The 25,892-nt window shown below is 32.8% G+C and carries 25 protein-coding genes and 9 tRNA genes; 6 read left to right on the top strand and 28 right to left on the bottom strand.

From position 1 onward, the window contains the following. The first annotated feature begins 380 nt into the window (after positions 1–380). The gene (locus AC1VAQ_RS17515) at positions 381–1,208 is read left to right on the top strand and encodes a hypothetical protein (RefSeq protein WP_479904281.1); all 828 of its coding nucleotides are present in this window, start codon (positions 381–383) and stop codon (positions 1,206–1,208) included. Positions 1,209–2,076: 868 nt separating this feature from the next. Here the strand turns inward: AC1VAQ_RS17515 and istB are convergent. The 3 genes from istB to AC1VAQ_RS17530 all read right to left on the bottom strand — a co-directional run bounded on the left by istB (position 2,077) and on the right by AC1VAQ_RS17530 (position 4,382). Continuing rightward, on the bottom strand, positions 2,077–2,832 hold the full coding sequence (gene istB, locus AC1VAQ_RS17520) for an IS21-like element helper ATPase IstB (RefSeq protein WP_479904282.1): 756 nt from the start codon (positions 2,830–2,832) through the stop codon (positions 2,077–2,079). Further along, positions 2,820–3,692, bottom strand: coding sequence for a transposase (locus AC1VAQ_RS17525; RefSeq protein WP_479904283.1), 873 nt, complete (start codon positions 3,690–3,692; stop codon positions 2,820–2,822). The genes istB and AC1VAQ_RS17525 overlap by 13 nt, the downstream gene beginning before the upstream one ends. A gap of 87 nt (positions 3,693–3,779) precedes the next feature. Further along, positions 3,780–4,382 carry a transposase gene (locus AC1VAQ_RS17530; RefSeq protein WP_479904284.1) on the bottom strand — a complete coding sequence of 201 codons (603 nt, stop codon included), beginning with the start codon at positions 4,380–4,382 and terminating at the stop codon, positions 3,780–3,782. A 135-nt stretch (positions 4,383–4,517) separates the two neighbouring features. Here AC1VAQ_RS17530 and AC1VAQ_RS17535 point away from each other — a divergent pair, with 135 nt between their 5' ends. Then, positions 4,518–5,165: a site-specific integrase gene (locus tag AC1VAQ_RS17535; RefSeq protein ID WP_302599134.1), complete on the top strand. Its 648-nt coding sequence runs from the start codon at positions 4,518–4,520 to the stop codon at positions 5,163–5,165. Between the two features lie 161 nt (positions 5,166–5,326). Here the strand turns inward: AC1VAQ_RS17535 and AC1VAQ_RS17540 are convergent, their stop codons facing one another. Continuing rightward, positions 5,327–5,872 (bottom strand): ferritin family protein, encoded by a 546-nt coding sequence (locus AC1VAQ_RS17540; protein ID WP_302599136.1) that lies wholly within the window; start codon positions 5,870–5,872, stop codon positions 5,327–5,329. Positions 5,873–6,082: 210 nt separating this feature from the next. On the opposite strand from AC1VAQ_RS17540, the gene yjeM reads away from it, so the two are divergent. Next, positions 6,083–7,576 carry a glutamate/gamma-aminobutyrate family transporter YjeM gene (yjeM, locus tag AC1VAQ_RS17545; RefSeq protein ID WP_302599137.1) on the top strand — a complete coding sequence of 498 codons (1,494 nt, stop codon included), beginning with the start codon at positions 6,083–6,085 and terminating at the stop codon, positions 7,574–7,576. Between the two features lie 262 nt (positions 7,577–7,838). Here the strand turns inward: yjeM and AC1VAQ_RS17550 are convergent, their stop codons facing one another. The 7 genes from AC1VAQ_RS17550 to AC1VAQ_RS17580 form a co-directional block, all read right to left on the bottom strand. Continuing rightward, positions 7,839–8,120: a hypothetical protein gene (locus tag AC1VAQ_RS17550; protein ID WP_302599138.1), complete on the bottom strand. Its 282-nt coding sequence runs from the start codon at positions 8,118–8,120 to the stop codon at positions 7,839–7,841. Positions 8,121–8,186: 66 nt separating this feature from the next. Then, complete coding sequence (locus AC1VAQ_RS17555) at positions 8,187–9,467, bottom strand: glutamate-5-semialdehyde dehydrogenase (protein ID WP_302599139.1); 1,281 nt, start codon at positions 9,465–9,467, stop codon at positions 8,187–8,189. Positions 9,468–9,619: 152 nt separating this feature from the next. Next, the gene (ligA, locus tag AC1VAQ_RS17560; RefSeq protein WP_302599140.1) at positions 9,620–11,578 is read right to left on the bottom strand and encodes an NAD-dependent DNA ligase LigA; all 1,959 of its coding nucleotides are present in this window, start codon (positions 11,576–11,578) and stop codon (positions 9,620–9,622) included. A gap of 161 nt (positions 11,579–11,739) precedes the next feature. Then, on the bottom strand, positions 11,740–12,168 hold the full coding sequence (locus AC1VAQ_RS17565) for a transporter (protein ID WP_302599141.1): 429 nt from the start codon (positions 12,166–12,168) through the stop codon (positions 11,740–11,742). Positions 12,169–12,233: 65 nt separating this feature from the next. Then, complete coding sequence (gene pcrA, locus AC1VAQ_RS17570) at positions 12,234–14,579, bottom strand: DNA helicase PcrA (RefSeq protein WP_302599142.1); 2,346 nt, start codon at positions 14,577–14,579, stop codon at positions 12,234–12,236. A gap of 137 nt (positions 14,580–14,716) precedes the next feature. Then, positions 14,717–15,013 carry a YerC/YecD family TrpR-related protein gene (locus AC1VAQ_RS17575; RefSeq protein WP_302599143.1) on the bottom strand — a complete coding sequence of 99 codons (297 nt, stop codon included), beginning with the start codon at positions 15,011–15,013 and terminating at the stop codon, positions 14,717–14,719. Positions 15,014–15,099: 86 nt separating this feature from the next. Then, a complete protein-coding gene (locus AC1VAQ_RS17580; protein WP_302599144.1) occupies positions 15,100–15,822 on the bottom strand; it encodes a phosphatase in 723 nt (240 codons plus the stop codon). Positions 15,823–16,063: 241 nt separating this feature from the next. Here AC1VAQ_RS17580 and AC1VAQ_RS17585 point away from each other — a divergent pair, with 241 nt between their 5' ends. Further along, complete coding sequence (locus AC1VAQ_RS17585) at positions 16,064–16,927, top strand: YitT family protein (protein ID WP_302599146.1); 864 nt, start codon at positions 16,064–16,066, stop codon at positions 16,925–16,927. 72 nt (positions 16,928–16,999) lie between these two features. Here AC1VAQ_RS17585 and trpS read toward each other — a convergent pair whose 3' ends face one another. Further along, positions 17,000–18,007: a tryptophan--tRNA ligase gene (gene trpS / locus AC1VAQ_RS17590; RefSeq protein ID WP_303244169.1), complete on the bottom strand. Its 1,008-nt coding sequence runs from the start codon at positions 18,005–18,007 to the stop codon at positions 17,000–17,002. A 143-nt stretch (positions 18,008–18,150) separates the two neighbouring features. Here trpS and AC1VAQ_RS17595 point away from each other — a divergent pair, with 143 nt between their 5' ends. Further along, the gene (locus AC1VAQ_RS17595; protein WP_302599150.1) at positions 18,151–18,630 is read left to right on the top strand and encodes an S-ribosylhomocysteine lyase; all 480 of its coding nucleotides are present in this window, start codon (positions 18,151–18,153) and stop codon (positions 18,628–18,630) included. 95 nt (positions 18,631–18,725) lie between these two features. Here the strand turns inward: AC1VAQ_RS17595 and AC1VAQ_RS17600 are convergent, their stop codons facing one another. Beyond that, positions 18,726–20,099 carry an MATE family efflux transporter gene (locus AC1VAQ_RS17600; RefSeq protein ID WP_302599151.1) on the bottom strand — a complete coding sequence of 458 codons (1,374 nt, stop codon included), beginning with the start codon at positions 20,097–20,099 and terminating at the stop codon, positions 18,726–18,728. Between the two features lie 211 nt (positions 20,100–20,310). Between AC1VAQ_RS17600 and AC1VAQ_RS17605 the strand changes: the two genes are divergently transcribed. Then, positions 20,311–21,399, top strand: a complete 1,089-nt coding sequence (locus AC1VAQ_RS17605) for a PRK06851 family protein (RefSeq protein ID WP_302599152.1) — start codon at positions 20,311–20,313, stop codon at positions 21,397–21,399. A gap of 111 nt (positions 21,400–21,510) precedes the next feature. Here AC1VAQ_RS17605 and AC1VAQ_RS17610 read toward each other — a convergent pair whose 3' ends face one another. From AC1VAQ_RS17610 to AC1VAQ_RS17680, 15 genes are all read right to left on the bottom strand, one after another. Beyond that, entirely contained in the window at positions 21,511–21,678 is a 168-nt protein-coding gene (locus tag AC1VAQ_RS17610) for a hypothetical protein (RefSeq protein WP_302599154.1), read from the bottom strand. Positions 21,679–21,755: 77 nt separating this feature from the next. Then, positions 21,756–21,893 carry a YfgJ family double zinc ribbon protein gene (locus AC1VAQ_RS17615; RefSeq protein ID WP_302599155.1) on the bottom strand — a complete coding sequence of 46 codons (138 nt, stop codon included), beginning with the start codon at positions 21,891–21,893 and terminating at the stop codon, positions 21,756–21,758. Between the two features lie 57 nt (positions 21,894–21,950). Next, positions 21,951–22,424: a 2-C-methyl-D-erythritol 2,4-cyclodiphosphate synthase gene (gene ispF, locus AC1VAQ_RS17620; RefSeq protein WP_302599156.1), complete on the bottom strand. Its 474-nt coding sequence runs from the start codon at positions 22,422–22,424 to the stop codon at positions 21,951–21,953. Between the two features lie 46 nt (positions 22,425–22,470). After that, positions 22,471–23,289 carry an HAD family hydrolase gene (locus tag AC1VAQ_RS17625; protein ID WP_479904285.1) on the bottom strand — a complete coding sequence of 273 codons (819 nt, stop codon included), beginning with the start codon at positions 23,287–23,289 and terminating at the stop codon, positions 22,471–22,473. A 242-nt stretch (positions 23,290–23,531) separates the two neighbouring features. Beyond that, a tRNA-Met gene (locus tag AC1VAQ_RS17630) sits at positions 23,532–23,605 on the bottom strand. A 29-nt stretch (positions 23,606–23,634) separates the two neighbouring features. Then, positions 23,635–23,707 (bottom strand) — tRNA-Val (locus AC1VAQ_RS17635). Positions 23,708–23,731: 24 nt separating this feature from the next. Beyond that, positions 23,732–23,805: transfer RNA gene (locus AC1VAQ_RS17640), tRNA-Asp, on the bottom strand. 11 nt (positions 23,806–23,816) lie between these two features. Next, a tRNA-Trp gene (locus AC1VAQ_RS17645) sits at positions 23,817–23,889 on the bottom strand. Positions 23,890–23,943: 54 nt separating this feature from the next. After that, positions 23,944–24,015 (bottom strand) — tRNA-Asn (locus tag AC1VAQ_RS17650). A 131-nt stretch (positions 24,016–24,146) separates the two neighbouring features. Further along, positions 24,147–24,458, bottom strand: coding sequence for a hypothetical protein (locus AC1VAQ_RS17655; RefSeq protein ID WP_479904286.1), 312 nt, complete (start codon positions 24,456–24,458; stop codon positions 24,147–24,149). A gap of 125 nt (positions 24,459–24,583) precedes the next feature. Then, positions 24,584–24,657 (bottom strand) — tRNA-Met (locus tag AC1VAQ_RS17660). 4 nt (positions 24,658–24,661) lie between these two features. After that, positions 24,662–24,734 (bottom strand) — tRNA-Val (locus tag AC1VAQ_RS17665). Positions 24,735–24,737: 3 nt separating this feature from the next. Then, positions 24,738–24,810, bottom strand: a tRNA-Trp gene (locus AC1VAQ_RS17670). A 40-nt stretch (positions 24,811–24,850) separates the two neighbouring features. Further along, positions 24,851–24,922: transfer RNA gene (locus AC1VAQ_RS17675), tRNA-Asn, on the bottom strand. 106 nt (positions 24,923–25,028) lie between these two features. Continuing rightward, complete coding sequence (locus tag AC1VAQ_RS17680; protein ID WP_302599160.1) at positions 25,029–25,757, bottom strand: SGNH/GDSL hydrolase family protein; 729 nt, start codon at positions 25,755–25,757, stop codon at positions 25,029–25,031. Positions 25,758–25,892: the final 135 nt, after the last annotated feature.

A 25,892-nucleotide genomic window follows, 5' to 3' on the forward strand; every position in this document is an offset into this window, starting at 1 on the left:
ATGTTTAAAAGGAGTGCTATTCATTTTTAAACAGTAGTTTCGCAATTACCTAGTATGAAAGTTTAATTATAATCATTGCATATGTACAGACTTTTATGCTTTACTCATAATTATCGTCCTATTTGAATAGTAAATAAGCAATAACATTTACGATAATTCCCCTTCTTTATTCTACTTTTTTACTTACTCAATCTCTAAATATCTTTTAATTCTTATTATTTATTATATACATATTTCTGATAAATCTTTAACTTATTATATTTATTTTTTTGCAAAATATTAATAATTTTTTGAAATTATTTTATTTTTTATATATTAGTGTTATAATTATCTTGTATTTAAATACATATAATTTTTATAATCAAAAAGGAGAAATACAAATGAAAGTTATTAAAAAACTTTCTATTTTAGCTCTATCTGTTTGCTTATTATCATTTAATGTACTCCCTATCTATGCGCAAGATACTTCTGAATTTTCTATTGAAGAAGAAGAGATAGATAAACAAATTACATTAGAACTAAAAGAAGAACTTGAAAATGTAACACCTATGGACCCTAACGAAATAGAACTTTTAGTAGATTTAAACGCCTATATGACTGAAAATAACATTGGTAATTTCAGTGAGTTAACTGATGAAGATATTAGTAATTTTATTGATCAAGAATATATAAATTTAAATTTAAACGCTAGAGGTATTGGTAAAGAAGCTGTTCGTGCATCTTTTGCTGCTATCGTTGCATGTGGATATGCTGCTGGATGTACTCTTTCAGCTGAATTACTAAGTAATTCTCTTCAAGATTATCCTTCATCTGTTAGCTATGAAGCTGGTTGCGCCCGTTCTTTAGAACTACATAACTCTAGTACATATAATGATGTAATTAGGGATTTTAAAGATGCCTTAGATTCATTACCATCATCTAAGCAATATCATTCAACCTATGGTTCTTTTAAACTAGATGATGACCTTGACTTATACATGGGAATTAATTATGCCGATTATTTAATTGCAGCTGAAAAGGTTAATGGAAGATGGCAAATATACATGAGAGTAGATGATATATATGACTTTGATCATAAAGCATGGGAAGAGGTTACAAGCCCAACAACAGCAGCAGGTGTTGCTTTAAATAATTATGGTGATTATGCAGAATCTATAGGTGCGATTGTACCCTTTGATGTATATATGTACAATCAATATAGATACTAACTTATACAATTAAAATGAGGTTTTTTATGTATATTCGTAAGCTACTTTGGACATTAGGATTTTTATTAAGCTTTCTCGAAGTATATATCTTTTGGCAAGGTTTTTTAGTTTCCACTTATGAACTAGGTCAACAAGTAAATTCTCCTCTTATTATCGCATTTATACCAACTGCTATATTCTGTATAATAAAATTGCTCTTTAATTTTATAGTTTATATAGTGATTGCTGCTAACTATATTCAAAATACACCTCTTTCCATTTCCCATATTAAAATCGAACACATAGACTCAAAAGGTATAATTCTACTAAAAATTATTATTTATATACGTATGATTTTTAATATAGTTACTTTATATCTAATGTTATTAAAAGCAAATTCAACTACATTTTGGTATAATATTATATACCTTTTTTGTAGCTTAATACTTAGTATACTTTATCTATTATGGATTGGGTCAATTAGTTCTGAAAAGCACTCACATTCAGTCAACTAAAAAGTCAAAACATTAATAATAGCCAAGACTGTTGTAAGTAAGATTAGTCATCATTACTGCAACAGTCTTTTATTTTATCTAAATTTAACTGTACTTCATATCTGGTATTAATATAATACTAAAAATGTCACCCTCTACATTTACTACTTAACACTATATTTAATCAAAAGACTTCTTACATTCTCTTTTGTATATGTACCATTCGTCCATAGAACAGATGAGGAAATAATTTTTTTCTCAATCAGTACATTAATTCCACCAACCTTATTTAATTGTTACCGGCAAGTACTTTTGGCGAAATTTCGGTAAATAATTTTACCTAATTCTTACGTAAAATTTTTATAAGTATGTTGCATAGCAGCATACCAGAATGCCTAAGCATTCTGGTCGAATAATGATTGTCGATGCTCTAGTCGGTAACTCTTTCCATTCATTGTGATGACTTGGCAGTGATATGTAAGCCGATCTAATACAGCAGTTGTTAATGCAGGATCACCTAACAGTTCTGTCCAGTTCTCCATCCCTTTATTGGATGTAATAATAAGTGATGCTTGTTCATGTAGTGTTGAGATAAGTCCAAAAAATAGATTAGCTTCCTCTCTTGTGATAGGTAAATAGCCTAACTCATCAATAATCACTAAGCTTGAGGATAAGATACGATTTAACATACCTTTACTTTTTTTAGATATTTCAGCTGTTTTTAAAGTATGCATTAAAGCATCCATTGTTGTAAAAGTAACCCTATAGCCTTCTTTAACAGCTTTATAACCCAAAGCTATGGCTAAATGTGTTTTGCCTACGCCAGGTGGTCCAAGAAGTATAAGATTATAAATCCTATCAATCCATGTGAGTTCACTGAGTTCATTAAACTCTCTTTTACTCATAGACTTTTGAAAGTTAAGATCAAACTCTTCTAAAGTTTTAATGACTGGGAAACAGGCGTTTTTAAGGCGTCGTTCTTGAAGTTTAGTATCTCTTAGGGTGATTTCATGTTTAAGTATTGTGATTAAGAAGTCTTGGTATGTCTGGTCATTTGCTTTTGCATTATCTATTAATTTCAAGAGATTTTCTTTAAGGTAATGTAGTTTGAGCAGATTTGCATAGTCTGTTATCTCATTTAATGTATCCATTTTTTATCATCCTTTTGAAAACATTGTAAGTATTCATCTATATTTCTTATCTCAGGCCTAACGTATTCAGTAATAGGCTTAGTATTTAGATTGGGCATTACATAGGGTTTATCTTTAGGTTTCTTTGGTGTACTTATAAGGTATTCTACAGTTTCTTTAAAAAGTGTGGCACTCATAAGCTTATGTGTAAAACAATAGTTGAGGGCTTCTCTTCTTATATCTATACTAGATTTCTTACAAGCACTATTAATTAAGAAAAGTTGGTCTCTATAATAACGTGGTTTTTCTTCTTTAATAATTTTAAGAAAAGTCATTGCCTGTTCACTTTCGCCTAAGCCAGAAAGAGCTTGCTTATAAAGTTCATCTATTGAACTACCTTGAACTCTTTCAACATGTGAAATACGGATGAGTTTTCCTTTATCTTTGCATAGTTTATGGCTTACTATAAGTGTCTCAGAATCTTTATCTATAATGTCTAACCTATCATCCTTTAGAGAAAGAAGAACTTCTTTCCCTGGTGAGTATGTACCTTTAGGGAGTTGATAACGATTTTGTTTGTATGAAATGGTATTGTTTTTTCGAACAGAATAGATTAAACTAGATGTATTAATAGTATTTATTAATGGCTGAGGCATTTGAAGTAAGTGGTCTTTTTCTAGGAGAAACACTTCTTTAGGTGCCTTTTTCATTGTGTCATGAATTTTCCCATTGCCTGTGCGGTCTAACCATAAAACACAGGCTTCATTAAAGTCTTCAATGTCAGTAAATGTTCTATGCTTTGCGAAGTTATATTTTAAAAACTTTACAACAGCTTCAACTTTCCCTTTACTTTCAGGGTCATAAGCTCTACAAAGTCTCATCTTAAATTTTGCATGATTAAGGTAGTTTTGAAATCCTTCAGTACAGATAATATCACCTGCATTTTCAGAAACAATAATAATACGATCTTAATCATAAACGATTTCTTTTGGCATACCACCATAAAACTCAAAAGCTTTTTGATGAGCTACAACAAGATCTTGTGTAGTAAAAGGTCTATCTTGCCAATAGGCAAACTTATATCTTGAATAAGGGAGTACAAGTGCAAAGCAATACACCTTAACCAGTTTACCATCTATTCTTTTGACTTGGATTTGCCCAAAGTCTGCTTGTGCCTGAAAGCCTGGTGGTAATTCAGGTACTTCTTGATACTGTCTGAGTGGTGGATGTTTTGGAATCTTATAAATCTTTCTTAACTCCTCAATATATTTACGTAGTGTACGTTCTTTAAAATCAACTTGTCCATATTTTTCAAGTAGCCAATCATAGATTTGAGCGGCTGATAAATCCTGAAATTCCTTAAGCCATTCAATAATATCTTGTTTATAAGCATCTACTTTTTTCTTTCTAGTCTTTGCAGCTTCATATGCTGATTGGTATTCTTTAGGAGACATATTCCAGTACTTACAAACAGTTTTATAATTAATCTTTAGTTTAGATGTGCATTGTGACTTGTTAAGCCCTAATGATTTATAGTGTTGTATTTCAGCAAACATAGTCCATCCTTTCATTTCTATCATCTCCTCTGATATTTTCATAATTATTTTATCAGAAGAGAACAGTAAGTTGTAAAAAGTTGTATAATATTCTCCGTTTTTGTTTACCGAAATCTCTCCGTTTTATTTTACCATTAACAAATATATACAATGGATGAAGTGAAATTAATATGGGATAGGATAAAAGATACTAATAATGCTACTGCATTTATGATTGCATTAAAACTAGGACTAAGAGCTGGGGAGATATACGCTCTTAGATGGTCCGATATTGATTTTAAAGACAGTACTGCTAATATAACTAAGCAGCTACAATTCCAACAAGGTAAATGGTCATTCACAACACTTAAAACAGCTAATAGCTATCGTAAAATAAAGTTTGATAATGAGTTTAAGGAATATCTTTTAGAAGTGAAACAAAAACAAGATGAATTTAGATCCTTGCTAGGCGATATGTACAAATCAAATAAGGTCTATAATACACTAGAAAAAAATGAGAACAATAATTGCGTTATTTGTGTTAATGATTTTATAAATGTTAAACCTGATGGTGAAATGTCAAATACTAATAGCCCTAAGGTTATAACTCGAATATGCAAAGAAGATTTTGGTATAGATTTTAAAATACACAATTTAAGACATACTCATGCAACTATATTATTAGAGAAAGGACAAAATCCAAAATATATAAGTGAAAGATTGGGGCATTCAAATGCCTCATTTACACTTAAACTATATACGCATCTAACTAGAGCAATGGACGATTCAGCCCTTGATGCTCTTAATTTTAAGCTTTAACTTGTGGGTGTGGGCGAAAAAAAGTGGGCAAAAACATGATTGCCCACATTTTCACCCACTTTTTTATTATTTTTCTATGCTTTATCTATTTTGATATATTTTAATAATATGACTACACAGTGTAATGTTTGCCTTGACTATCAACTGTTTAAGACGTCAAATTATTTACCGAAGTATCTGTTTAATAAACCTTCGAAAGCTTTACCGTGTCTAGCTTCATCTTTACACATTTCGTGTACTGTATCATGGATAGCATCGTATCCTAATTGTTTTGCAAGTGTTGCAATATCTTTTTTACCTTGTGTTGCACCGTGTTCTGCTTCTACACGCATTTCAAGGTTTTTAGCTGTATCAGCTACTACTACTTCACCTAATAATTCAGCGAATTTAGCAGCATGTTCTGCTTCTTCGAAAGCAATTCTTTTGTATGCTTCTGCTACTTCTGGATATCCTTCTCTATCTGCTTGACGGCTCATAGCAAGGTACATACCTACTTCTGTACATTCACCAACGAAATTTTGACGAAGGCCTTCTAATACTCTTTCATCTACGCCGGCAGCTACACCAATTCTATGTTCATCAGCGTATACTCTTTCACCTGTTTGTTCCATGAATTTATCTGCACCAGCTTGGCAAATTGGACAAACTTCTGGAGCTTTTTCTCCTTCATAAACGTAACCACAAATTGTACATACATATTTTTTCATAATCATACCCTCCATTTATTTTTATTAACTTTATTATCTATTATCTAGTACACCTTGGAAATAATTTTTTCTAAATAATAATTATTATCCGTTGCATATATTTATAATACCCTCTTTCTCTTCTTTTGTCAATAATATTTTTATCTTAAAAAAGAATTTTTTTCCTCATAATGCACATTCTAATTAAAGATTCATTTTAGGAGGTTTATTATGACAGATCAAACGACGAAAAAACTTACTCTTTCATCACTTGTACTCATGATTTTTACATCTGTATACGGATTTGCCAATATGCCTAGAGCATTTTTCTTAATGGGCTATGCAGCAATTCCATGGTATATATTAGGTGCCATCACCTTCTTCATTCCCTATGCCTTTATGATGGCTGAGTATGGTGCTGCTTTTAAAGAAGAAAAAGGTGGTATCTACTCTTGGATGGAACGTTCTGTAGGGGCTAAATATGCCTTTATCGGTACCTTTATGTGGTACGCATCTTACCTTATTTGGCAAGTTAGCGTTTCTTCTAGTATATGGATTCCTTTATCTAATGCTATATTTGGACGTGACCGTACAAGTGAACTCTCTTTTGGTTTCTTAAATAGTACTCAAGTGATTGGTATCTTAGGTGTACTATGGGTTATCTTAGTAACTGTTGTATCTTCCAAAGGTATTAGTTGGATTGCCAAGGTTACTTCCGTAGGAGGCTCTGCTGTCTCACTACTTAATATCGTTTTAATTTTAGGTGGCTTTATTACTCTGGCATTAAATAGAGGACAATTTGCCGAACCAATTGTTTCTTTATCAAATACCTTGCTTCGCTCTCCAAACCCTAAATATCAATCTTCGCTTTCTGTACTTTCTTTCTTTACTTATGCAATTTTTGCTTATGGTGGTATAGAAGCTATTGGTGGGCTTGTCGATCAAACAAATAAGCCTGAAGTTACTTTTCCTAAAGGTGTAAGCATAGCAGCTATTATTATCTCTATTGGATATTCTTTGGGTATATTCGTTATTGGTACCTTTGTTAATTGGAATAGTGTTCTTTCTGCTGATAATGTAAATACAGCTAATGTTACCTACATTGTTATGCAAAATTTAGGTTTTGAATTAGCACGTGCATTTAATGCAAGCACTAATGTTGCACTTGGTGTTGGTTCTGCTTTAGCTAGACTTTCTGGACTAGCTATGTTCTTAGCATTGACAGGTGCATACTTTACACTTATTTATTCACCACTTAAACAGCTGATTGAAGGCACACCAAGTGGACTTTGGCCAAAAAAATGGACTACCTTAAAAAATAACATGCCTGTTTATGCTATGTACTTACAATGTATTATTGTTTCAGTCATTATATTACTCGTTTCTTTCGGTGGAGATAATGCTTCTGAGTTCTTCAATATGCTTGTAACAATGACTAATGTAGCCATGACAATTCCTTACATGTTCTTGGCCGTAGCCTTTCCTATTTTCAAGAAGAATCGTTCTATTCGCAGGCCTTTCATTGTATATAAGAGCAATGGATTTGCACTTTTTGCAACTATTGTTGTTACCTTAGCTGTAGGACTTGCTAATATCTTCTCTATCATTGAACCTGCGCTTATTTCTGGCAATTACCTGAACACTATTTTATCTGGTGGAGGTCCTTTATTATTTGCCATTATTGCATTCTTCTTATATATGCGTTATGAAAAGAATAACGCTTAAAATTTAAACTATAAATAATAAAAAGGATTCGAGTTTTACTCGAATCCTCAGATTGTTGACAAATGAATTTTCCCAAAATAAACTCACAAATTAAGTGAGGATTATTCAAGAAAATCTATTAAAATAGGGGTAAAAAGAGCAGTTTAGGTCCATTTTTACCTCTGTTTTCTATTTCTAGACTAGTAAAATACTATGGAAAAGTTAATTGTCTACAGCCTGAAGGATTCGAGTTTTACTCGAATCCTTTTTATGCAGATATTATTTATTTTTTATATCCAAAACTATTCATGTTTTGTAATTGTAGATTTTTTTGTTCTAAGTTAAGTTGTTCGCTCTTATAGTTTTCTAATTTTATTATTTGTATACTTTCCTTATATGCAAGATACTGCACATAATTATAAGAGCTTATTATTAAGATTCCGTTGATTAAAATAGCTAGTATAATGGCTTTCCATGCTTGCTTAAAAAACATTCTTTCATTATTTCTTAAACATATATAATCCGTATCACTAACCATTCTACTCCCACACTCATTACAAGCCATGTATACCCCCTATATGCTTATATCTAGCTTTTCCCAAAGTTGTCCCCTCTTTATGTTGCTTAAATACTAGATTAAACGTTTATGAGTAAAGTGACTTCTTCCTTCTGCATAGTCAGCTACAATCTGTCCATTACCACGAAGTTTATATTTATATATAAGTAGTCCTTCAAGTCCTACTGGACCTCTTGCATGAAGCTTTGATGTACTAATACCAACTTCTGCACCAAATCCATATTTGAAGCCATCACTAAAACGTGTAGATACATTCAGGAATACGTTTCCTGAATCAACTAATGCCATAAACTTCTCAGTTGCTTCCTCATCTTTTGTAATAATACAATCTGTATGGCCTGAACCAAATGTATTAATGTGAACAATTGCTTCATCTATATTGCTTACTACTTTAATAGAAAGAATATAATCTAAGTATTCTGTTTGCCAGTCTTCCTCAGTAGCTGGTTCTACATCAATAATAGCCTTTGTTTTTTCACAACCTTTGATTAACACATTCTTTGCTTCCAATGCAGCCTTTAACTGAGGCAAATAGTCTTTTGCTACATCTTCATGAACTAATAATGTTTCTAATGCATTACAAACAGCTACATATTGTGTTTTTGAGTCTACAACAACTTTGACAGCTAAGTCTAAATCTGCGGCTTTATCTACATACGTATGACAAATTCCATCAGCATGCCCCATGACTGGGATATTTGAATTTTTCATAATGTAACTTACGAAAGCGTTTGAACCACGTGGAATCAGTAAGTCAATATACTTATCTAATTTAAGAATTGCATCCACATCTTCTCTACTTTCCATAAGTGCAATCCAACCTTCTGGTAAGCCTGCTTCTATACTTACATCTCTAATAATTTCAAATAAAATTTTATTAGTTTCTTTTGCTTCTCGACCACCTTTTAATAAAACAGCATTTCCACTCTTTAAACATAAAGTAGAAATTTGAACAAGTGCATCTGGTCTAGATTCAAAAATTACGCCTATTACACCTATTGGACAGGCTACCCTTGTCAAAATTAAATCCTTGTCTAATTCTGTTTGAAGTTGAACCTTTCCAATAGGATCTTCTAATGAAAGTAAACTTGATATGCCAGATACTACATCTTTAATTTTATCGTCTTCAAATCTTAAACGCTTTAATAATGGCATAGCAACATTTTCCTTTTCACTATTTGCCATATCTATTGCATTTGCCTTCTTGATTTCATCAGCTCTTTCAACAAGTGCTTTGCTAATCGCCTTTAATGCATTATCTCTTATTTCCCCACTTGTTGCTGCAAGTGCAATGGATGCTTCTTTGGCTTTTTTTGCATTTTGCACAATATCCATATTCTATTTAACCTCCTAATTTACATATAGTTCAAAGTTGATTATAACTTATCACTAATATCAGACTTATCTTTATTATATATTATCAATAATTTTCTTACAATTACTTTATTTAATTAATTAACTTGACATTCGACTACAAAATACATTTTTTACGCTTCTATTAATGTCAAGAATTCTTCTTCTGTTAAAATAGGAATATTTAATTCCTTTGCTTTTTTATTTTTACTTGAGCTTGATTCACTATCATTATTAATCAGGTAATTTGTACTTTTACTTACAGAACCAGTTACTTTTCCGCCCATTGATTCGATTTTAGCTTGAAGCTCTTTTCTATTTTTAAAATGATGTACATCTCCTGTTACCACAAATGTCTTACCTGCAATAGGTGATTCTATTGGTGTACTTAAATCTTCTTGTTTAAAGTGAAGTTCTTTAACTAGTTTTTCAACCATTTGTTTATTTTCTTCTATACTAAAGTATTCATTGAAAGCTTGTGCAATTACTGGACCTACGCCATCTATGGCTGTTAATTCTTCACTTGTTGCATTCATCATTTTTTCTAAATCATTATTAAAATGCTTACAAATAAGTTTAGCAGTACCTAGACCTACACCATTAATACCTAATGCATAAATAAAGTTAGCTACAGCAACTTCTCGTGATTTATTAATAGAAGTCATAAGCTTTTGATATGATTTTTGACCTAATCCTTCCATTTGCACAATTTCTTCTTCGTACACTGATAGTTTATATAAAGATGTAAAATCTTTTAAGTAACCCTTTTCTAAGAATTTTTCAATTGTAGCTTCTGAAAGCCCCTCAATGTTCATGGCATCACGTGTAGTAAAGTGAGCTAATGCACGTAATCTTTGTGCCTTACAGTTGGCATTAGTACATACTAATGTCTTAGCTGTTTTCTCTTGTTTAATTTCTGTATGCGCACCGCATACTGGACACTTAGTTGGAATTTCAATAGTGTTACTTTGTGTTAAGTTTTCAGCTATCTGTGGAATGATCATGTTGGCTTTATAAACCTTTACAGTATCTCCAACTCCAAGTTTAAGTTCTTCTAATATGCTTAAGTTGTGTACACTAGCACGTTCTACTGTTGTACCTTCAATTTCCACTGGTTCAAAAATAGCTACTGGATTAATAAGTCCTGTCCTGGATGTATTCCATTCAATATCTAAAATACGTGTTTCCATAACTTCATCTTGCCATTTAAATGCAATAGAGTCTTTAGGGAATTTAGCTGTTTCGCCAAGTGATGCTGAATAAGGTCTACTATTATAAGTAAGCACTAATCCATCTGATGCAAATTCTTGTTGATCAATCGCCTCAGCAAAGTACTGAACTGATTCTTCTATATTTGCCTGAGTTACCTTTTTGTATTCTACAACTTGGAATCCTATATTATGAAGCCATTCTAATTGCTCTGACTTTGTTTCAAAGTCTGGGCCGCCTACTGCTACTGAGAATGCATACAATCTCACATTTCGTTTAGCGGTAATCTCTGGATTAAGTTGTCTTACACTTCCACTACATAAGTTTCTTGGATTTTTATATTTATCTTCCCTATCACCTAAACGCTCATTAATTTTATTGAAGTCTTCATAGGTAATAATCGCCTCACCACGTACCACTAATCTTTCTTTATAATCAATGGTTAATGGTACATTTTTAAATGTTCTATAGTTATTTGTGATTTCTTCACCAACTTGCCCATTTCCTCTCGTTACAGCGCTCACAATCTGTCCACCTTCATAGGTTGCTACAATCGTAAGTCCATCTAATTTCCAAGAAAGTAATCCCTCTTGTCCATCTAAAAATGATTTTAACTTACTTACTTCTTTTGTTTTATCTAATGAGAGCATACGTTTTGGATGTGTTACCTTTGGAAGATTACTTGCTACTTCATAACCTACTTTTTGTGTCACACTTCCTGCTAATATTGTTCCTGTCTCTTCTTCTAATCTAAGAAGTTCGTCATATAAGGCATCATACTCATAGTTACTCATAATCTCTGTATCTTCTTGTTCATAGGCATAAGCTGCTTTCTGTAATAATGCAACTAACTCTTTCATTCTAGAAATTTTATCTATGCTCATCACTTTACCTCATTTCATCCTGTTTTTATATTACTATAATTAATTACTAAATATCTCATTTTTAGGATTAACCATTTTGGCCTTTTCTAAATATGTATTTTATTTAACTTTAAAAATAGGCTCCCAAAAGTCTTCTTCTCTTTTAGGAGCCCATTTGTTAATTATTTTAAGTCTTCCTTTTTTAGTGTATCAGCTGTTACAGTTTCTATCTTATTAATTCTTAAATACTTCTTAATAAAGAATAAAATAGCAATTGCTATAACTCCCATTAATAAATCTGCTGTACCACCATGACTGATTACTAACTTTCTTGCTATTGCATAAACAAGTACTTCAATTGTACTACCCATTGTATGTTTCGCAATCATTTTTACAAATTCTACACCAATGATTAGTTGAAGTCCTGAAGATAAAAATTGTTCAATAGAAATACTTGCTGGTGTCTCAGAAAATGCTACACTAATCATTTCTGATAAATTTTTCAGTAAATCTATACCCGCTACAGCTATACCTACTAGTAACAATACGCTAATGAGAATTTCCATATAAGACGACATCGTTGCAACTATAAATCTAAGTCTCTCTTTCATCTGTCCTCCTTGATGTCATACCATCTAGCTTATATTATAGACCATCTAACTTAAAGGTACAATGATTATAACTTTTTAAGCTTTGCAAACCTTGTACTAAGTTGTTTTACATCACCATTATCAAAGGCAATTGTTACAAAAATATCATCATTTTTGTTTTCTACCGCTTTGATTGTTCCTTGGCCAAACTTAATATGACGTACCACATCGCCGGCTTTAAAATCAGCTACTGCATTTGGTAAGTTTTCTGCTTTTTTTACAGCACCAAATGGTGAAAATGTATTTGTACGCATAGTTGGTATAGTTGGTTTTTCGATTTGTTTACCTACAAAACTTTTCTTTTCAAAGAAACTACTTGGCGCACTACTTGTAAAAGTACGTTTTTCCATTTCACGCTTTTGTAATAAGCTTTGTGGGGTTCCCGGTCTATTGAAACTTGATTTTTCATTATCAAAAGGTGTCTTTGGCTTAGTATTTAAATTTGATAAATTTGTTACCTCTATTGGTAATTCTTTGATAAACCTAGAAGGTACACTGTACTGAGTACGTCCAAACATTGTTCGCTGTTCTGCATAAAGAATAAAAAGTTTCTCTCTTGCTCTTGTAATACCTACATAGCATAAGCGTCTTTCTTCTTCTAGCTTATCATCACCCTCTGTAATGCTCATATAGCTTGGGAATAAGCCTTCTTCTACACCTGGCATAAATACTACCGGGAATTCAAGACCTTTGGCACTATGAAGTGTCATAAGGACCACTGAGTTACTATCTTCATCATAATTATCTACATCTGCTACAAGTGCTACTTCTTCTAAGAAATCTCCTAGATTTGGATCTTCACTTTGTTCCATGTAGTGAACAGTTTTAGAAACTAACTCGTCAATATTTTCAAGTCGTTCTGTAGCTGTTTCGCCTTCTGTCATACGAATGTGATTTCTAAATTCAGTTTTATCAATAACTGCATCAATTAATGCCTTAATGTCATTTTCCTCTGCAATAGCCTTTAGTTCTTCAATAAGATTTGTAAAACCTACTACTTTTTGTGCTGGTCCTGCACCTAAAATACCCATTTCCTTTGAAAGCTTAGCTGCTTCAAAGAAATCCATATTATTACGCTCTGCATATTCACCAATTGTCCCAATACTTGCCGCACCAATTCCACGTTTTGGCACATTGATAATACGTTTGAGTGCAATATCATCTTTTGGATTACAGATTACTTTAAGATAACCAATTAAATCTTTAATTTCTTTACGCTCGTAGAATCGTACCCCACCTAATAAACGGTAAGGAATAGAAGCTGAGATTAATTTTTCTTCAAGTACACGTGACTGTGCATTCGTACGATATAAAATAGCAAAGTCTCTAAAGTTTCGCTCGCCACCCTCTACGCTACGCACAATGTTTCCTGCAATAGTTTCTGCTTCCCTATACTCATTATTGGTTGGCACAACAGAAATAAGTTCTCCAGCTGGACTTTCTGTCCAAAGCTTTTTCACCTTTCTGCCTCTATTATGTTCCACAACACCATTAGCTGCATCAAGGATATTCTTTGTAGAACGGTAATTTTGCTCAAGTTTAATAACCTTAGCATCTTTAAAATCTTTTTCAAAACCTAAAATATTTGTAATATCTGCACCACGCCATCCATAGATAGATTGGTCATCATCCCCTACTACACAAAGGTTGTTATGTGCTTTAGCAAGCATTTCTACTAATTGATACTGCGCACCATTTGTATCTTGATACTCATCAACTAAGATATAATGGAATTTATTTTGATAATAAGTTAATGCTTCGATATTTTCTTTAAATAATAAGTAAGTATTAACTAGTAAGTCATCAAAGTCCATCGCATTATTTTCTTTTAATTTACGTTGATACTCTGTATAAATCTTAGCAATAATTTTTTCTCTATAATCTTCACCTGCATTTTTAGTTGCTAAATCTGGTGTTTCTAATTTATTTTTCTTACTGCTAATAGCACCTAAAACTGCACCTACTTGGAAATTCTTTTCACTAATATCTAGTATCTTGAGTACATCCTTGATAAGGGCTTTTTGGTCTGCTGTGTCATAGATTGTAAAGAATCTACCATATCCAATGCTCTCAGCATACCTTCTTAAAATACGCACACTCATAGCATGGAATGTACTTACCCACATTTCGTTTACTTCTTCTTCACCAATAAGGTTACCAATTCTTTCTTTCATCTCTTTAGCCGCTTTATTAGTAAAGGTGATGGCTAATATATTCCAAGGTTTTACACCTTTATTTCTTACTAAATGTGCAATACGATGTGTAAGTACACGTGTTTTACCTGAACCTGCTCCTGCTAATACAAGAAGCGGTCCTTCAGTTGTTAAAACTGCTTCTTTTTGTCTATCATTTAATCCACTTGTAAAATCCATTTTTATTCTCCTTTAATTTTAAAAGGCCTATTCCATATACAATTATTTAAAGTATAACCTATACCTTACATTAACTATACATTTTATTACTCCACAAAGAAAGAAAGTGGCTAATGCCACATTCTCCTGCTCTTCACCTATCTTTTTTCAGGTGATATTCTCTCTAGTATGATTTTATACCCATCAGAGCCATAACTCAAACTTCTATTTACCCTACTAATTGTTGCTGTAGAAGCATGTGTTACTTCTTGAATTTCTGTATAAGTCTTTTTATCTTGTAACATTTTAGCTACTTCTAAACGTTGCGCAAGAGATTTTATCTCATGAACAGTGCACACGTCTTCAAAAAATGCATAGCATTCATCTATTGTTCTAAGAGTTAAAATAGCTTCAAACAATTTGTCCGTTGCATCATCTTTTATCTTGGAGTTCATAACTATCACTTCATCTCCTCGCCTATATTATAGAGTCTATAATTTGTTTCTCTATATCACTTCACCATTTTACAGTATTAAAATAATTATTTCAATCTCTTTTGGGAAATATATGCAAGGAGTGCTTCTGCATTTGTATTGAGAACTAATTGCTCTGGAAAATCAACTTCTTCTAGTAATGTGATACCTTCATCAAACATACCTACATCTAAGAAGAAGTGAGCATCCGTGCCTACTATAATAGGTACCTCATAAGTTTTGCACCATTGAAGCATCTCGATTAAATTTTCACGTACGCCTGGACGATAACTCGTTGGTTTTAATGAAGCAATATTCACTTCTAACAATGTTTTCGTTTCTTTTGCTTTCTTCACCACTCTTTCCATGTCCATCGGATACCTTGCATCACCTGGATGCCCAATGATATTAATGTATGGATTTTCCATCACCTTTTCTAGGCAGATTGTCACTTCTTCCTTATTCCCAAAAGGTATGCAAGGTGGATGTAAACTTGCAATAGCCATATCTAATCCTTTCAAAGTATCCTCTTCTAAATCAATATGACCCTCATAGTCCATAATATTCGTTTCTGCACCTCTTAAAATGCGCACACCATACATTTCTTTTGGGATAATTCTTAAGTTAGCAAAGTGAAATGCATGCGCCCCACCTGGCATAGCTGGTGTATGATCTGTAATAGCTATGACCTCCAGCCCCTTTTTACTTGCTTCTTTTACTAATTCATCAAGGGTACTATAAGCATGTCCACTTGAAATTGTATGTGTATGCGTATCTGCTACAAATTTCATCTTCTTCTCCTTCCAAAGCACTTGATATCTTCTCTATATTTTATTATATCATAACTTTATATTTCTCTTAAAATATACTTTATTTTATTATAATAACTTAATTATCTTAGCCACTCTATTCTTTATCTATTCTTATATTTATATTTCTACATATTTCCTTTTATTTTTATGTTGCACCCTACTGATCTATCCTTTATAGTAAAACTATATTAAACTAGTTTAACACACTAAGGAGTACATAATGAAAACACATAAGCTTAATATAGCACGTATTATTAGTATTATTTTAGGAACTTTGTTAATTGCCCTAGCTACAAATGGTATTAATATTCCTAACAAATTACTAACTGGTGGTGTAAGTGGTATTTCTATCTTATTACACTTCCTATTTAATTTTAAAGTCAGCCTTTTGGTTATCTTACTCAATATTCCTATTTTTATTTTAGGATTTTTATTTTTAAAGAAAACATACTTAGCTTACAGTTTATTCGGTATGCTTATGCTTTCTTTTTGGTTAGAAGTAACGCATGAATTTGTAATTCCAGTTGGTAATATCCTTTCTATTGTATTAATTGGAGGAGCTTTACATGGTATTGGAACTGGACTTATTTTTAAATATGATGGTTCTACTGGTGGCACTGATATTATCGCCAAAATTATTAATAAGTATTTTTCTATTAATATGGCAACGATCACCTTTGTCATCAACCTATTAATCATAGCTTTATCTATTTATTTCTTTGATATTGATATAGCTGTTCTTACAATCACTACAATGTTCATCAGTAGTACAATCACTAACTTTGCAGTAGATGGACTTAACCGTAAGCGTACGCTCTACATTATCACAGATAGTCAACACTTTGAAACATTATCACATGAGTTACTAACTCATCTTAATCGCGGTGTTACAATGATTCCTGCTGTCGGCGCCTATACTTCTGATACAAAGTATATTTTATTTACAACTGTTAGTATCCGTGAAGTCGCACACGCTAAACAAATTGTTTTATCAATAGACCCTAAAGCCTTTATGACTGTTACAGAAACATCTCAAGTTATCGGAAATGGCCGTGGCTTTATAGATTTACAACACAGTATATAAAAAAAGAAGGAAATAATGAATTAACCTTAATGGCATATTCATTATTTCCTTCTTTTTAATTATATCTAATACTTAGCGAATAATTGGTGGAAAACCAACTTTCTTTTGAACTTTACGAAGTGTTTTAGTTGCTAAATAGTTAGCTGTCTCTGCATTTTTCTTAATGATCCCATCAATGTATGCTTTATCTCCTGAAAGCTCTTTAAATCTTGTTTGAAGTGGACGAAGTTCTTCAATAACTGCCTCCCCAACTTTAACTTTGAAATCACCATACCCTTTACCTGCAAACTCATTTTGAATTTGTTCCATAGTTTGACCTGTAATAGAAGAATAAATTGTCATTAAGTTACTAATTCCTGGTTTATTCACTTCATCAAAACGTACTTCTGTATCTGAATCTGTTACAGCACGTTTAAATTTACGAAGGATTGCTTCTGGTGTATCTGTAATTCTAATTGTTGCATTTTCATCTTCATCTGATTTAGACATCTTCTTAGTTGGCTCTTGAAGACTCATAATCTTCGCACCTACTTTAGGAATGTAGCCTTCTGGCACTTTAAATGTGTCACCGTAAGCATTATTGAAACGAATAGCAATGTCACGTGCAAGTTCTAAGTGTTGTCTTTGATCTACACCTACTGGTACTAAGTCTGTTTGATAGAGTAAAATATCAGCTGCCATAAGGACTGGGTATGTAAAGAGTCCTGCATTAATATTATCTCCATGTTTTTGTGATTTATCTTTGAACTGTGTCATACGACTAAGTTCACCCATATAAGTAAAGCAATTAAGAATCCAAGCAAGTTCTGCATGAGCTGATACATGTGACTGCATATAAATGATGTTTTTCTCTGGATCAAGTCCTGCTGCAAGGTAAAGCATCATTAAATCTCTAGCATTTTTTCTAAGTTTTGCTGGATCCTGTCTTACTGTTATTGCATGCATATCTACAATACAATAAAGGCTATTGTACTCATCTTGTAAGTTTGTCCAATTTTTAAGGGCACCTAAATAATTTCCTAAGGTAATCGTACCTGATGGCTGCATACCACTAAAAATAATCTTCTTCTGTTCACTCATTTTTCGTGCACCTCTCTTAGTTTTTTATCTTCTTTAATGTTATCAGACAACTTCTGTTAAATCAAGGGAAAACTCAATAGTTCTGTACGAATCCCCCTAATTGTCATATAATAAATTCATAAGTTATCTAGGAGGACACAATCATGAAAAAAATCGCAAGCTTTACTGTAAATCATATTGATTTACTTCCAGGCATTTATACATCACGCGTAGACTATGTAAACGACTGCGCAGTTACAACTTATGACTTACGTATGAAAAGACCTAACTTAGAACCAGTTATGAATACAGCAGAAATTCATGCCATCGAACATATCGGTGCAACATTTCTTCGTAACCATAAAGACTTTGCAGATGAAGTCATTTACTTTGGCCCAATGGGTTGCCGTACAGGTTTCTATCTTATTTTAAAAGGGGATAGAAGCTCAGAAGCTATTGCACCTCTTATTATCGAACTCTTTGAGTTTGTAGCTAACTTTAAAGGTGAAATTCCAGGTGCTACTGCAAGAGACTGCGGTAATTACTTAGACCTTAACTTACCAATGGCAAACTATGAAGCTAAAAAATATTTAGAGGAAACTCTCCTAAAACTAACACCAGCACATTTAGTTTACCCTCAATAAATACGTAAGTGTATCTTATTTAATGCAACTATAAGTTTTATTAAGTATAAAAAACAAGGAGGTATCGTAAAAAACTTCACGATACCTCCTTGTTTTTAAGCCATTTCTTCAACTATATTTTCTTTATCTATTGTCTTATAACTTCTAAATTCTTTTATTAATATAATACCTACTATAATTGTAGAAATAATATCACTTACTGGTTGTGCAAGCCATACGCCTGTAAGCCCACCTAATTTTGACATAATAAGAATAACTGGAATTAATATAACCACTTGTCTTAATAAACTAAGCAATGTTGCTATTTTTGCTTTTCCTACTGCTTGGAAATAATTAGAGCCCATAATTGATACTGCTAAAATCGGCATAGTCAGTGAATACAGTCTAAGCCCTGGAGCAGCTACTTCTAGCATAGAACCACTTCCATCAAACATCTTAACAAAAGTCTCTGGGAACAACTGAATAATCACAAATCCTATGACTAATATCACTGTGGCAAATGCCATACTTAATAAACTAGTTTTCTTAGAACGCTCATAATTTTTCGCCCCATAGTTATATCCTATAATAGGCTGTGCCCCTTGATTAATACCAAAGATAGGCATCAGTACCAACATAATAATGGCACTAATTGATGTCATTGCACCAATGGCAATTTGCCCTCCAGTTGCATCTAACACTTTATTCATTACAACCTGTACTAAACTTATAGCTAACTGCATTGCACATGGTGCTGCACCAATAATAAAGATTGATTTTACAATAGCTGCTTCTAATTTTAAATTTCCTCTATGAATTTTAAGATTTGATTTACCTTTTGTAAAATAGTACATTCCAATAACAGCCGTAATAAATTGTGAAATAATTGTTGCTAATGCTGCACCTTGAATACCCATATTAAATACAAAAATACATACAGCATCTAATATAATATTAATGACACAACCAATTACCATACACATGGCTGACATTCTAGGGCTACCATCTGCACGCATAATACTTGTAAATACAAAACTACTTACATTAAAAATAGTTCCTAATAAAAATATATTAATATATTTCGTTCCATAAGGTATGGTCTGTGCATCCCCACCAAACGCACCTAACAAACTGCTCGCACACATTAGACCTACAATCATCAGTATAATAGCCATAATAATAGCTACAACAAAGGCATTTCCTAAAACCTTCTCAGCCTCTTCTTTCTTCCCTTCACCTAATCTAATTGAAATTAGTGAAGTTGCACCTATTCCTACAAGCATAGCAAGTCCCAATATAATTGTTAATACTGGCATAGTAATTCCTACTCCTGTGATTGCCAAATAACCAATATCAGGTATTTGCCCTATAAACATACGGTCAACAACATTATATAAAGAGTTTACAACCATCCCGATGATAGCTGGTACTGAATATTTAATAAGAAGCTTACCAATAGGTTCTTTTGCTAATTCTACATCTCTATGCATAAATACGATCTCCTTACTCTTATTTTTAGCACTCCTATGAGTATAATACAATATTCTAAAGTATACAATATTTATCTTTATTCCTTATTAACTATTTTTACCTACCATCTACCCCAAACATATATTGTATTTATTTCCAATTACTTTAACATTTTTCCATTTCACACATATTATATTTATGGAAAACTAATTTAATTAAGGAAGTGGCCTTATGTCTGGTTATATTAAACACTACTTTGTTTGTGCAAATAGTTCCAAGGGATTTAGAAATCTATTCGATTCCAATATCCATATGCTTAACAAAATATATATATTAAAAGGTGGCCCTGGTACAGGTAAATCTTCCCTTATGAAAAAAATAGGCACTTATTTTGCAAACGAAGGCTTAGATATCGATTATATTCACTGTTCTTCTGATCCAGATTCCTTAGATGGTGTTGTCATCAGAAAACTTAGCGTTGCCATCGTAGATGGCACAGCTCCCCATGTCGTAGAACCTAAAGCACCTGGTGCTATTGAAGAATACATTAATCTAGGTATAGCTTGGAACATCCCTCTCCTTCAAAAACATAAAAAAGAAATACTGTATTTACAAAAAGAAATTAGCGAAACTTATCCTAAAGCTTATGCACATTTTGCAGATGCTCTAAATATTCATGATGAATGGGAAAAAATCTATATCGACAATATGGACTTAAAAAAAGCCAGTCAATTAGCCACTAAAGTTGCTAATGAAATTATCGGCTCTCACAGCCTGAATAAAGAATCAACCATTATGCATCGTTTCTTTGGCGCCTCTACACCAAAGGGACCTTTAGACTTTGTTCCTAACATCATAGAAACAGTTAAAACACATTATTATATTAAGGGACGTCCTGGTTCTGGTAAGTCTACTCTCCTTAAAAAACTTGTTAATTTAGCCGAAGAAAAAGGGCTTGATGCAGAAGTTTATCACTGCGCTTTTGATCCTGATAGCTTAGACATGGTACTACTTCCGGAACTTGATACTTGCATATTTGACAGCACTGCACCTCATGAATATGAGCCTGACTTATCAAAAGATCACTTAATAGACATGTACGCCGAGCTTATTACACCACAAACTGATGAAAAATATCACTCCCAACTTATAGATATTGCAAAACGTTACAAGACTAATGTTAGTGCCGGTACAAATGAATTATCTTACGCCAAAACACTCCATGATAATCTAGAACAATATTATATAGAAGCTACAGACTTTAATGTCATCACTCAAATATACGAGAATCTTTTAAGCAAAATTAAATCCCTTATGTAAAGAACACTATTATTCTACTATACACCATACTTGTAATCCGAATTTAAGATATTAACTCTAATAAAAATAGGTTAGAACATATCCTTGTTCTAACCTATTTTTATTCCTGTCCTACTTAGTGTATACATTGTAATTATCTGGCTTTACTTTAACATATTTCTTTCTTCTCATAACTTTATGTCCTACAAGCTGTGTTCCATCATACATCTTCCATATAAACATAACACACATAAGTATTAAGCTTAATCCAATGAATATACCTATTAATACCTTTTTCATATACACTCCCCTTTTCTTTGCGTCTCCCTTAAGCTAGCTTTATATAAATTGTATTAATATGCGGACTCTTTTACAAGTTATTTTTCTTCTTTTTTAATAACTTTTTTACTTGAAATAAGCTTCTTACAGTGATTGCAAAAATAATTTGTTGCACCACATGCTGCTACTACTTCTACCGCCTGATGGCAATCTGGACAATAATATTTCTCACTCATCTTATTCATCTCCTTAACTACTTAATACCATTCCCAATATGGCCTACTTTTAATCCTTTATAAATCTACCATAGCAATAGCATGACTTGAAATACCTTGTTCTGTACCTGTAAAACCAAGTTTTTCTTCAGTTGTAGCTTTAATATTTACTTGGTCAACCTTAATCTCTAAAGCTTTTGCTACATTTTCTCGCATTGCTAAAATATGTGGTGCCATTTTAGGTTTTTGTGCAATAATAGTTGCATCAATATTATGGATAACTGCATTTTTCTCTTTTAAAAGTTTACCTACATATTCAAGTAAACTAATGCTAGAAATTCCTTTGTATTTAGGATCTGTGTCTGGAAAATGTTTACCTATATCTCCTTCTGCAATGGCCCCAATTAATGCATCCATAATTGCATGAACAATTACATCCGCGTCTGAATGCCCTAATAGCCCTTTATCATGAGGAATTTCTACTCCGCCCATAATAAGCTTTCTTCCTTCTACTAATTGGTGAACATCATATCCCATACCAACTCTTAACATTTACTTTTCTCCTTTATACTATTTTATACACTTTATCTACTATATATTATATCTGATTTATTTGCTTTTTAATAAACCTTGCCACACCATCTTCTTCATTACAATCTATAACCTCTGTGGCTATAGCCTTTAATTCATCTGCTGCATTTGCCATTGCACAACTATACTCAGCAATTTTAAACATACTTAAATCATTCAAATTATCCCCAAAGCAAACAACCTTGTCATACGCATAACTATTTTTTAACTTTAGAACACCATTAGATTTAGCTGCCCTTTTGCTATATACCTCTAGCAAATATGCATCTTCCATATAATTATCCTTATAAAGAGAAAATTCTATTCTGTTGACATCCTTAATTAATTGAGCAATTTCTTCAATTTTTTCTTTGACATCCATAAATACAAAGTAAATAATCTTATCTTTATCTATTACCTTTTCCCTTTTAAATACTTTCGTATTCTTTCTTTCCTCATAAAAAATATTTTCGTACTTATTTAAGGCCTTATCATAATATACACTTAAATTACCTTCATCAATAGTATAGATAAAACCGCTTTTATGCCTAGATTCTAAACGCGTTATAATTTGATTTGCAGCCTCTTCACCTAAGTACTCTATATCTATATACTTATGTTGTTTTAAATCATACAAGGCAACGCCATTCATTAATACTACTGGAATATTAATATTAACGTTCTTTAGTAAACCTTCTACTGTAGCTGCTGTTCTCGCTGTAGCTATAGAAAACTGTACACCTTGTCCTATAAGTTCATTTAATATATTAGTACTTATTTGTGTTACTTTCTTCTCATTATTTAATAATGTACCATCTAAATCTGATATATATAATGTCTTATTCACTCTGCTCTCACTTTCTACACTATTATTCTATGTTTATGACCACTTTTCTCAAAATAATTATAAGTATACCTTCATTCATGAATATCCTTTTATTCATGGATATCTTTTTATTCATGAATATCTTTTTATTCATGGATATCTTTTTATTCATGGTATCATATTTTGTCTATAAAATCTATTAGGTTTATATATACAAAAAACACCCCAGTCTATCTTTATAAACTGAAGTGTTTCTTTCTTAGTAGCGGAAAAGGGATTTGAACCCATGACACCACGGGTATGAACCGTGTGCTCTAGCCAACTGAGCTATTCCGCCATATTCATGTATTAAATTTTAATACTCAGTGGTCGCTATAGGGCTCGAACCTATGACCCCCTGCTTGTAAGGCAGGTGCTCTCCCAGCTGAGCTAAGCGACCAAATTATATTCAGTAAAACTGAAACGACCCAGAAGGGACTCGAACCCTCGACCTCCGCCGTGACAGGGCGGCGTGCTAACCAACTGTACCACTGGGCCAAATTCTCTGACAGGGGCAGCAGGACTTGAACCCACGACATTCGGTTTTGGAGACCGACGTTCTACCAACTGAACTATGCCCCTAAATACACTATACTATTTTGCCGAACTGCTCGTCCATTTTTAAGCAAAATAAAACTCCCCGAGTAGGGTTCGAACCTACGACCCTCCGGTTAACAGCCGGATGCTCTGCCGCTGAGCTATCGAGGAATGTTGTGTTCACTCCTGAACACTCACTTAGTATACCAACATTATTAAATCCTGTCAACACTTTTTATCATATTTTTATTTTTTTATTGCTATATATTTTTCTTTTGTCATTATACGCCTTCCCTACTAAACTACTTTGATGACTTCTGCAAAATACCTGTTCCATTACATAATGTACACACAATTCTTCCGCTTCCATGACACCTTGTGCACACAATACTAATGCTGTCTAATGCTGGAAAGGTCTTATTCCCTAATATATCATATATTTGAATTCCTGCACCACTACACACCGGACATACTTCCCATCCAGTTCCCTGACATCTATCACAAGTCACTGTATAACAATCAAAAATCTTCCTTTCGCTCACACTAGCATTAAGGTTATTAATACTTAAACTTATTATGCAAAATGTCATCAACATTACTAATCTATATTTCATGCTTTACGCTCCTTTTATCTCCTTCTAGTATGATTACCCATTTTGCTGCTTTCTATAGCTAAAAAAATATTAGATGCATACAAAAAAATCCCCAAAGCGTATCAACACTTTGAGGATTTAAATAATAGCGGAAGAGGGATTTGAACCCCCGACACCACGGGTATGAACCGTGTGCTCTAGCCAACTGAGCTATTCCGCCAAAGTGGTCGCTATAGGGCTCGAACCTATGACCCCCTGCTTGTAAGGCAGGTGCTCTCCCAGCTGAGCTAAGCGACCATACAGGGGCAGCAGGACTTGAACCCACGACATTCGGTTTTGGAGACCGACGTTCTACCAACTGAACTATGCCCCTATGGCAATTTTTCAATTTACAAACAACCTTAGTTGTTTAACTCCCCGAGTAGGGTTCGAACCTACGACCCTTCGGTTAACAGCCGAATGCTCTGCCGCTGAGCTATCGAGGAATATTGTCCTCGCCTTGAGGACTTGTTTAGTATACCAATATCTTTGACTCATGTCAACACTTTTTGTTAAATTTATTTACATGTTTTTTAGATATTAAGCTACATATTAGTTTATCTCAGATTCTATAAACAGATTTTTAACTACTAAATGTGCAATAATCTCTGCACCATATTTACTTAAATGAGTATTATCTATTTCTTTATGTTCCTCATCTTTAAATGCATGCATATGAGCTGTTATTCTACTTCCTCCTTCAACATACATTTCATCATATAGTTTTTTTGTCTGATTGGCTAAATCAATACATTGTATATTATGTTCTTCAGCAATCCTTTTGATTCCATCTATATAAGTTTGATGTGCTTCAATTGTAGGTTGCCCCGTTATCATTCTCCTAGCAATAGGCGTAACTAATATAGGTGTTGCACCTTTTTCCCATGCAAGTTTAATATATTTATTTAATAACATCCATTCAAAAGAATACCTACCTGTATCATCTTTACCCTCTTCATCTAATTGACCTAATACTAAATGAGGATATGTCCCTCTATTAGGATCTTCTATCTTTTCATCATTATGTCCAAATTGAATAAGCAAGTACGCCTTTTCACATAATTCTTCTTCTAATCTCTTATAATTCTCTTCTACCAAAAAACTTCTTGAGCTTCTACCCGATAAGGCTAAATTTATAACTTGACTATTTTGTATTAAATTTTTAAGCTGCATTCCCCAACCTTGTCTATCCAGTGCTTTAGATGTTTCTGCCTCATAATCACATACTGTAGAATCACCTACTAAAACTATTTTCAACTTATCTGCTATACTCTCCACCATAAACACTTCCTTCCTTAATATTTACCTTTTATAAATACTAAAGTTCCTTATACAGTCTATTTCTAACATTAATCTCTATCCTAATCGAGTAGGAGGATAACCATTAATTGATTATCCGACCTCTCACACCACCGT

Source organism: Cellulosilyticum sp. (assembly GCF_982396655.1).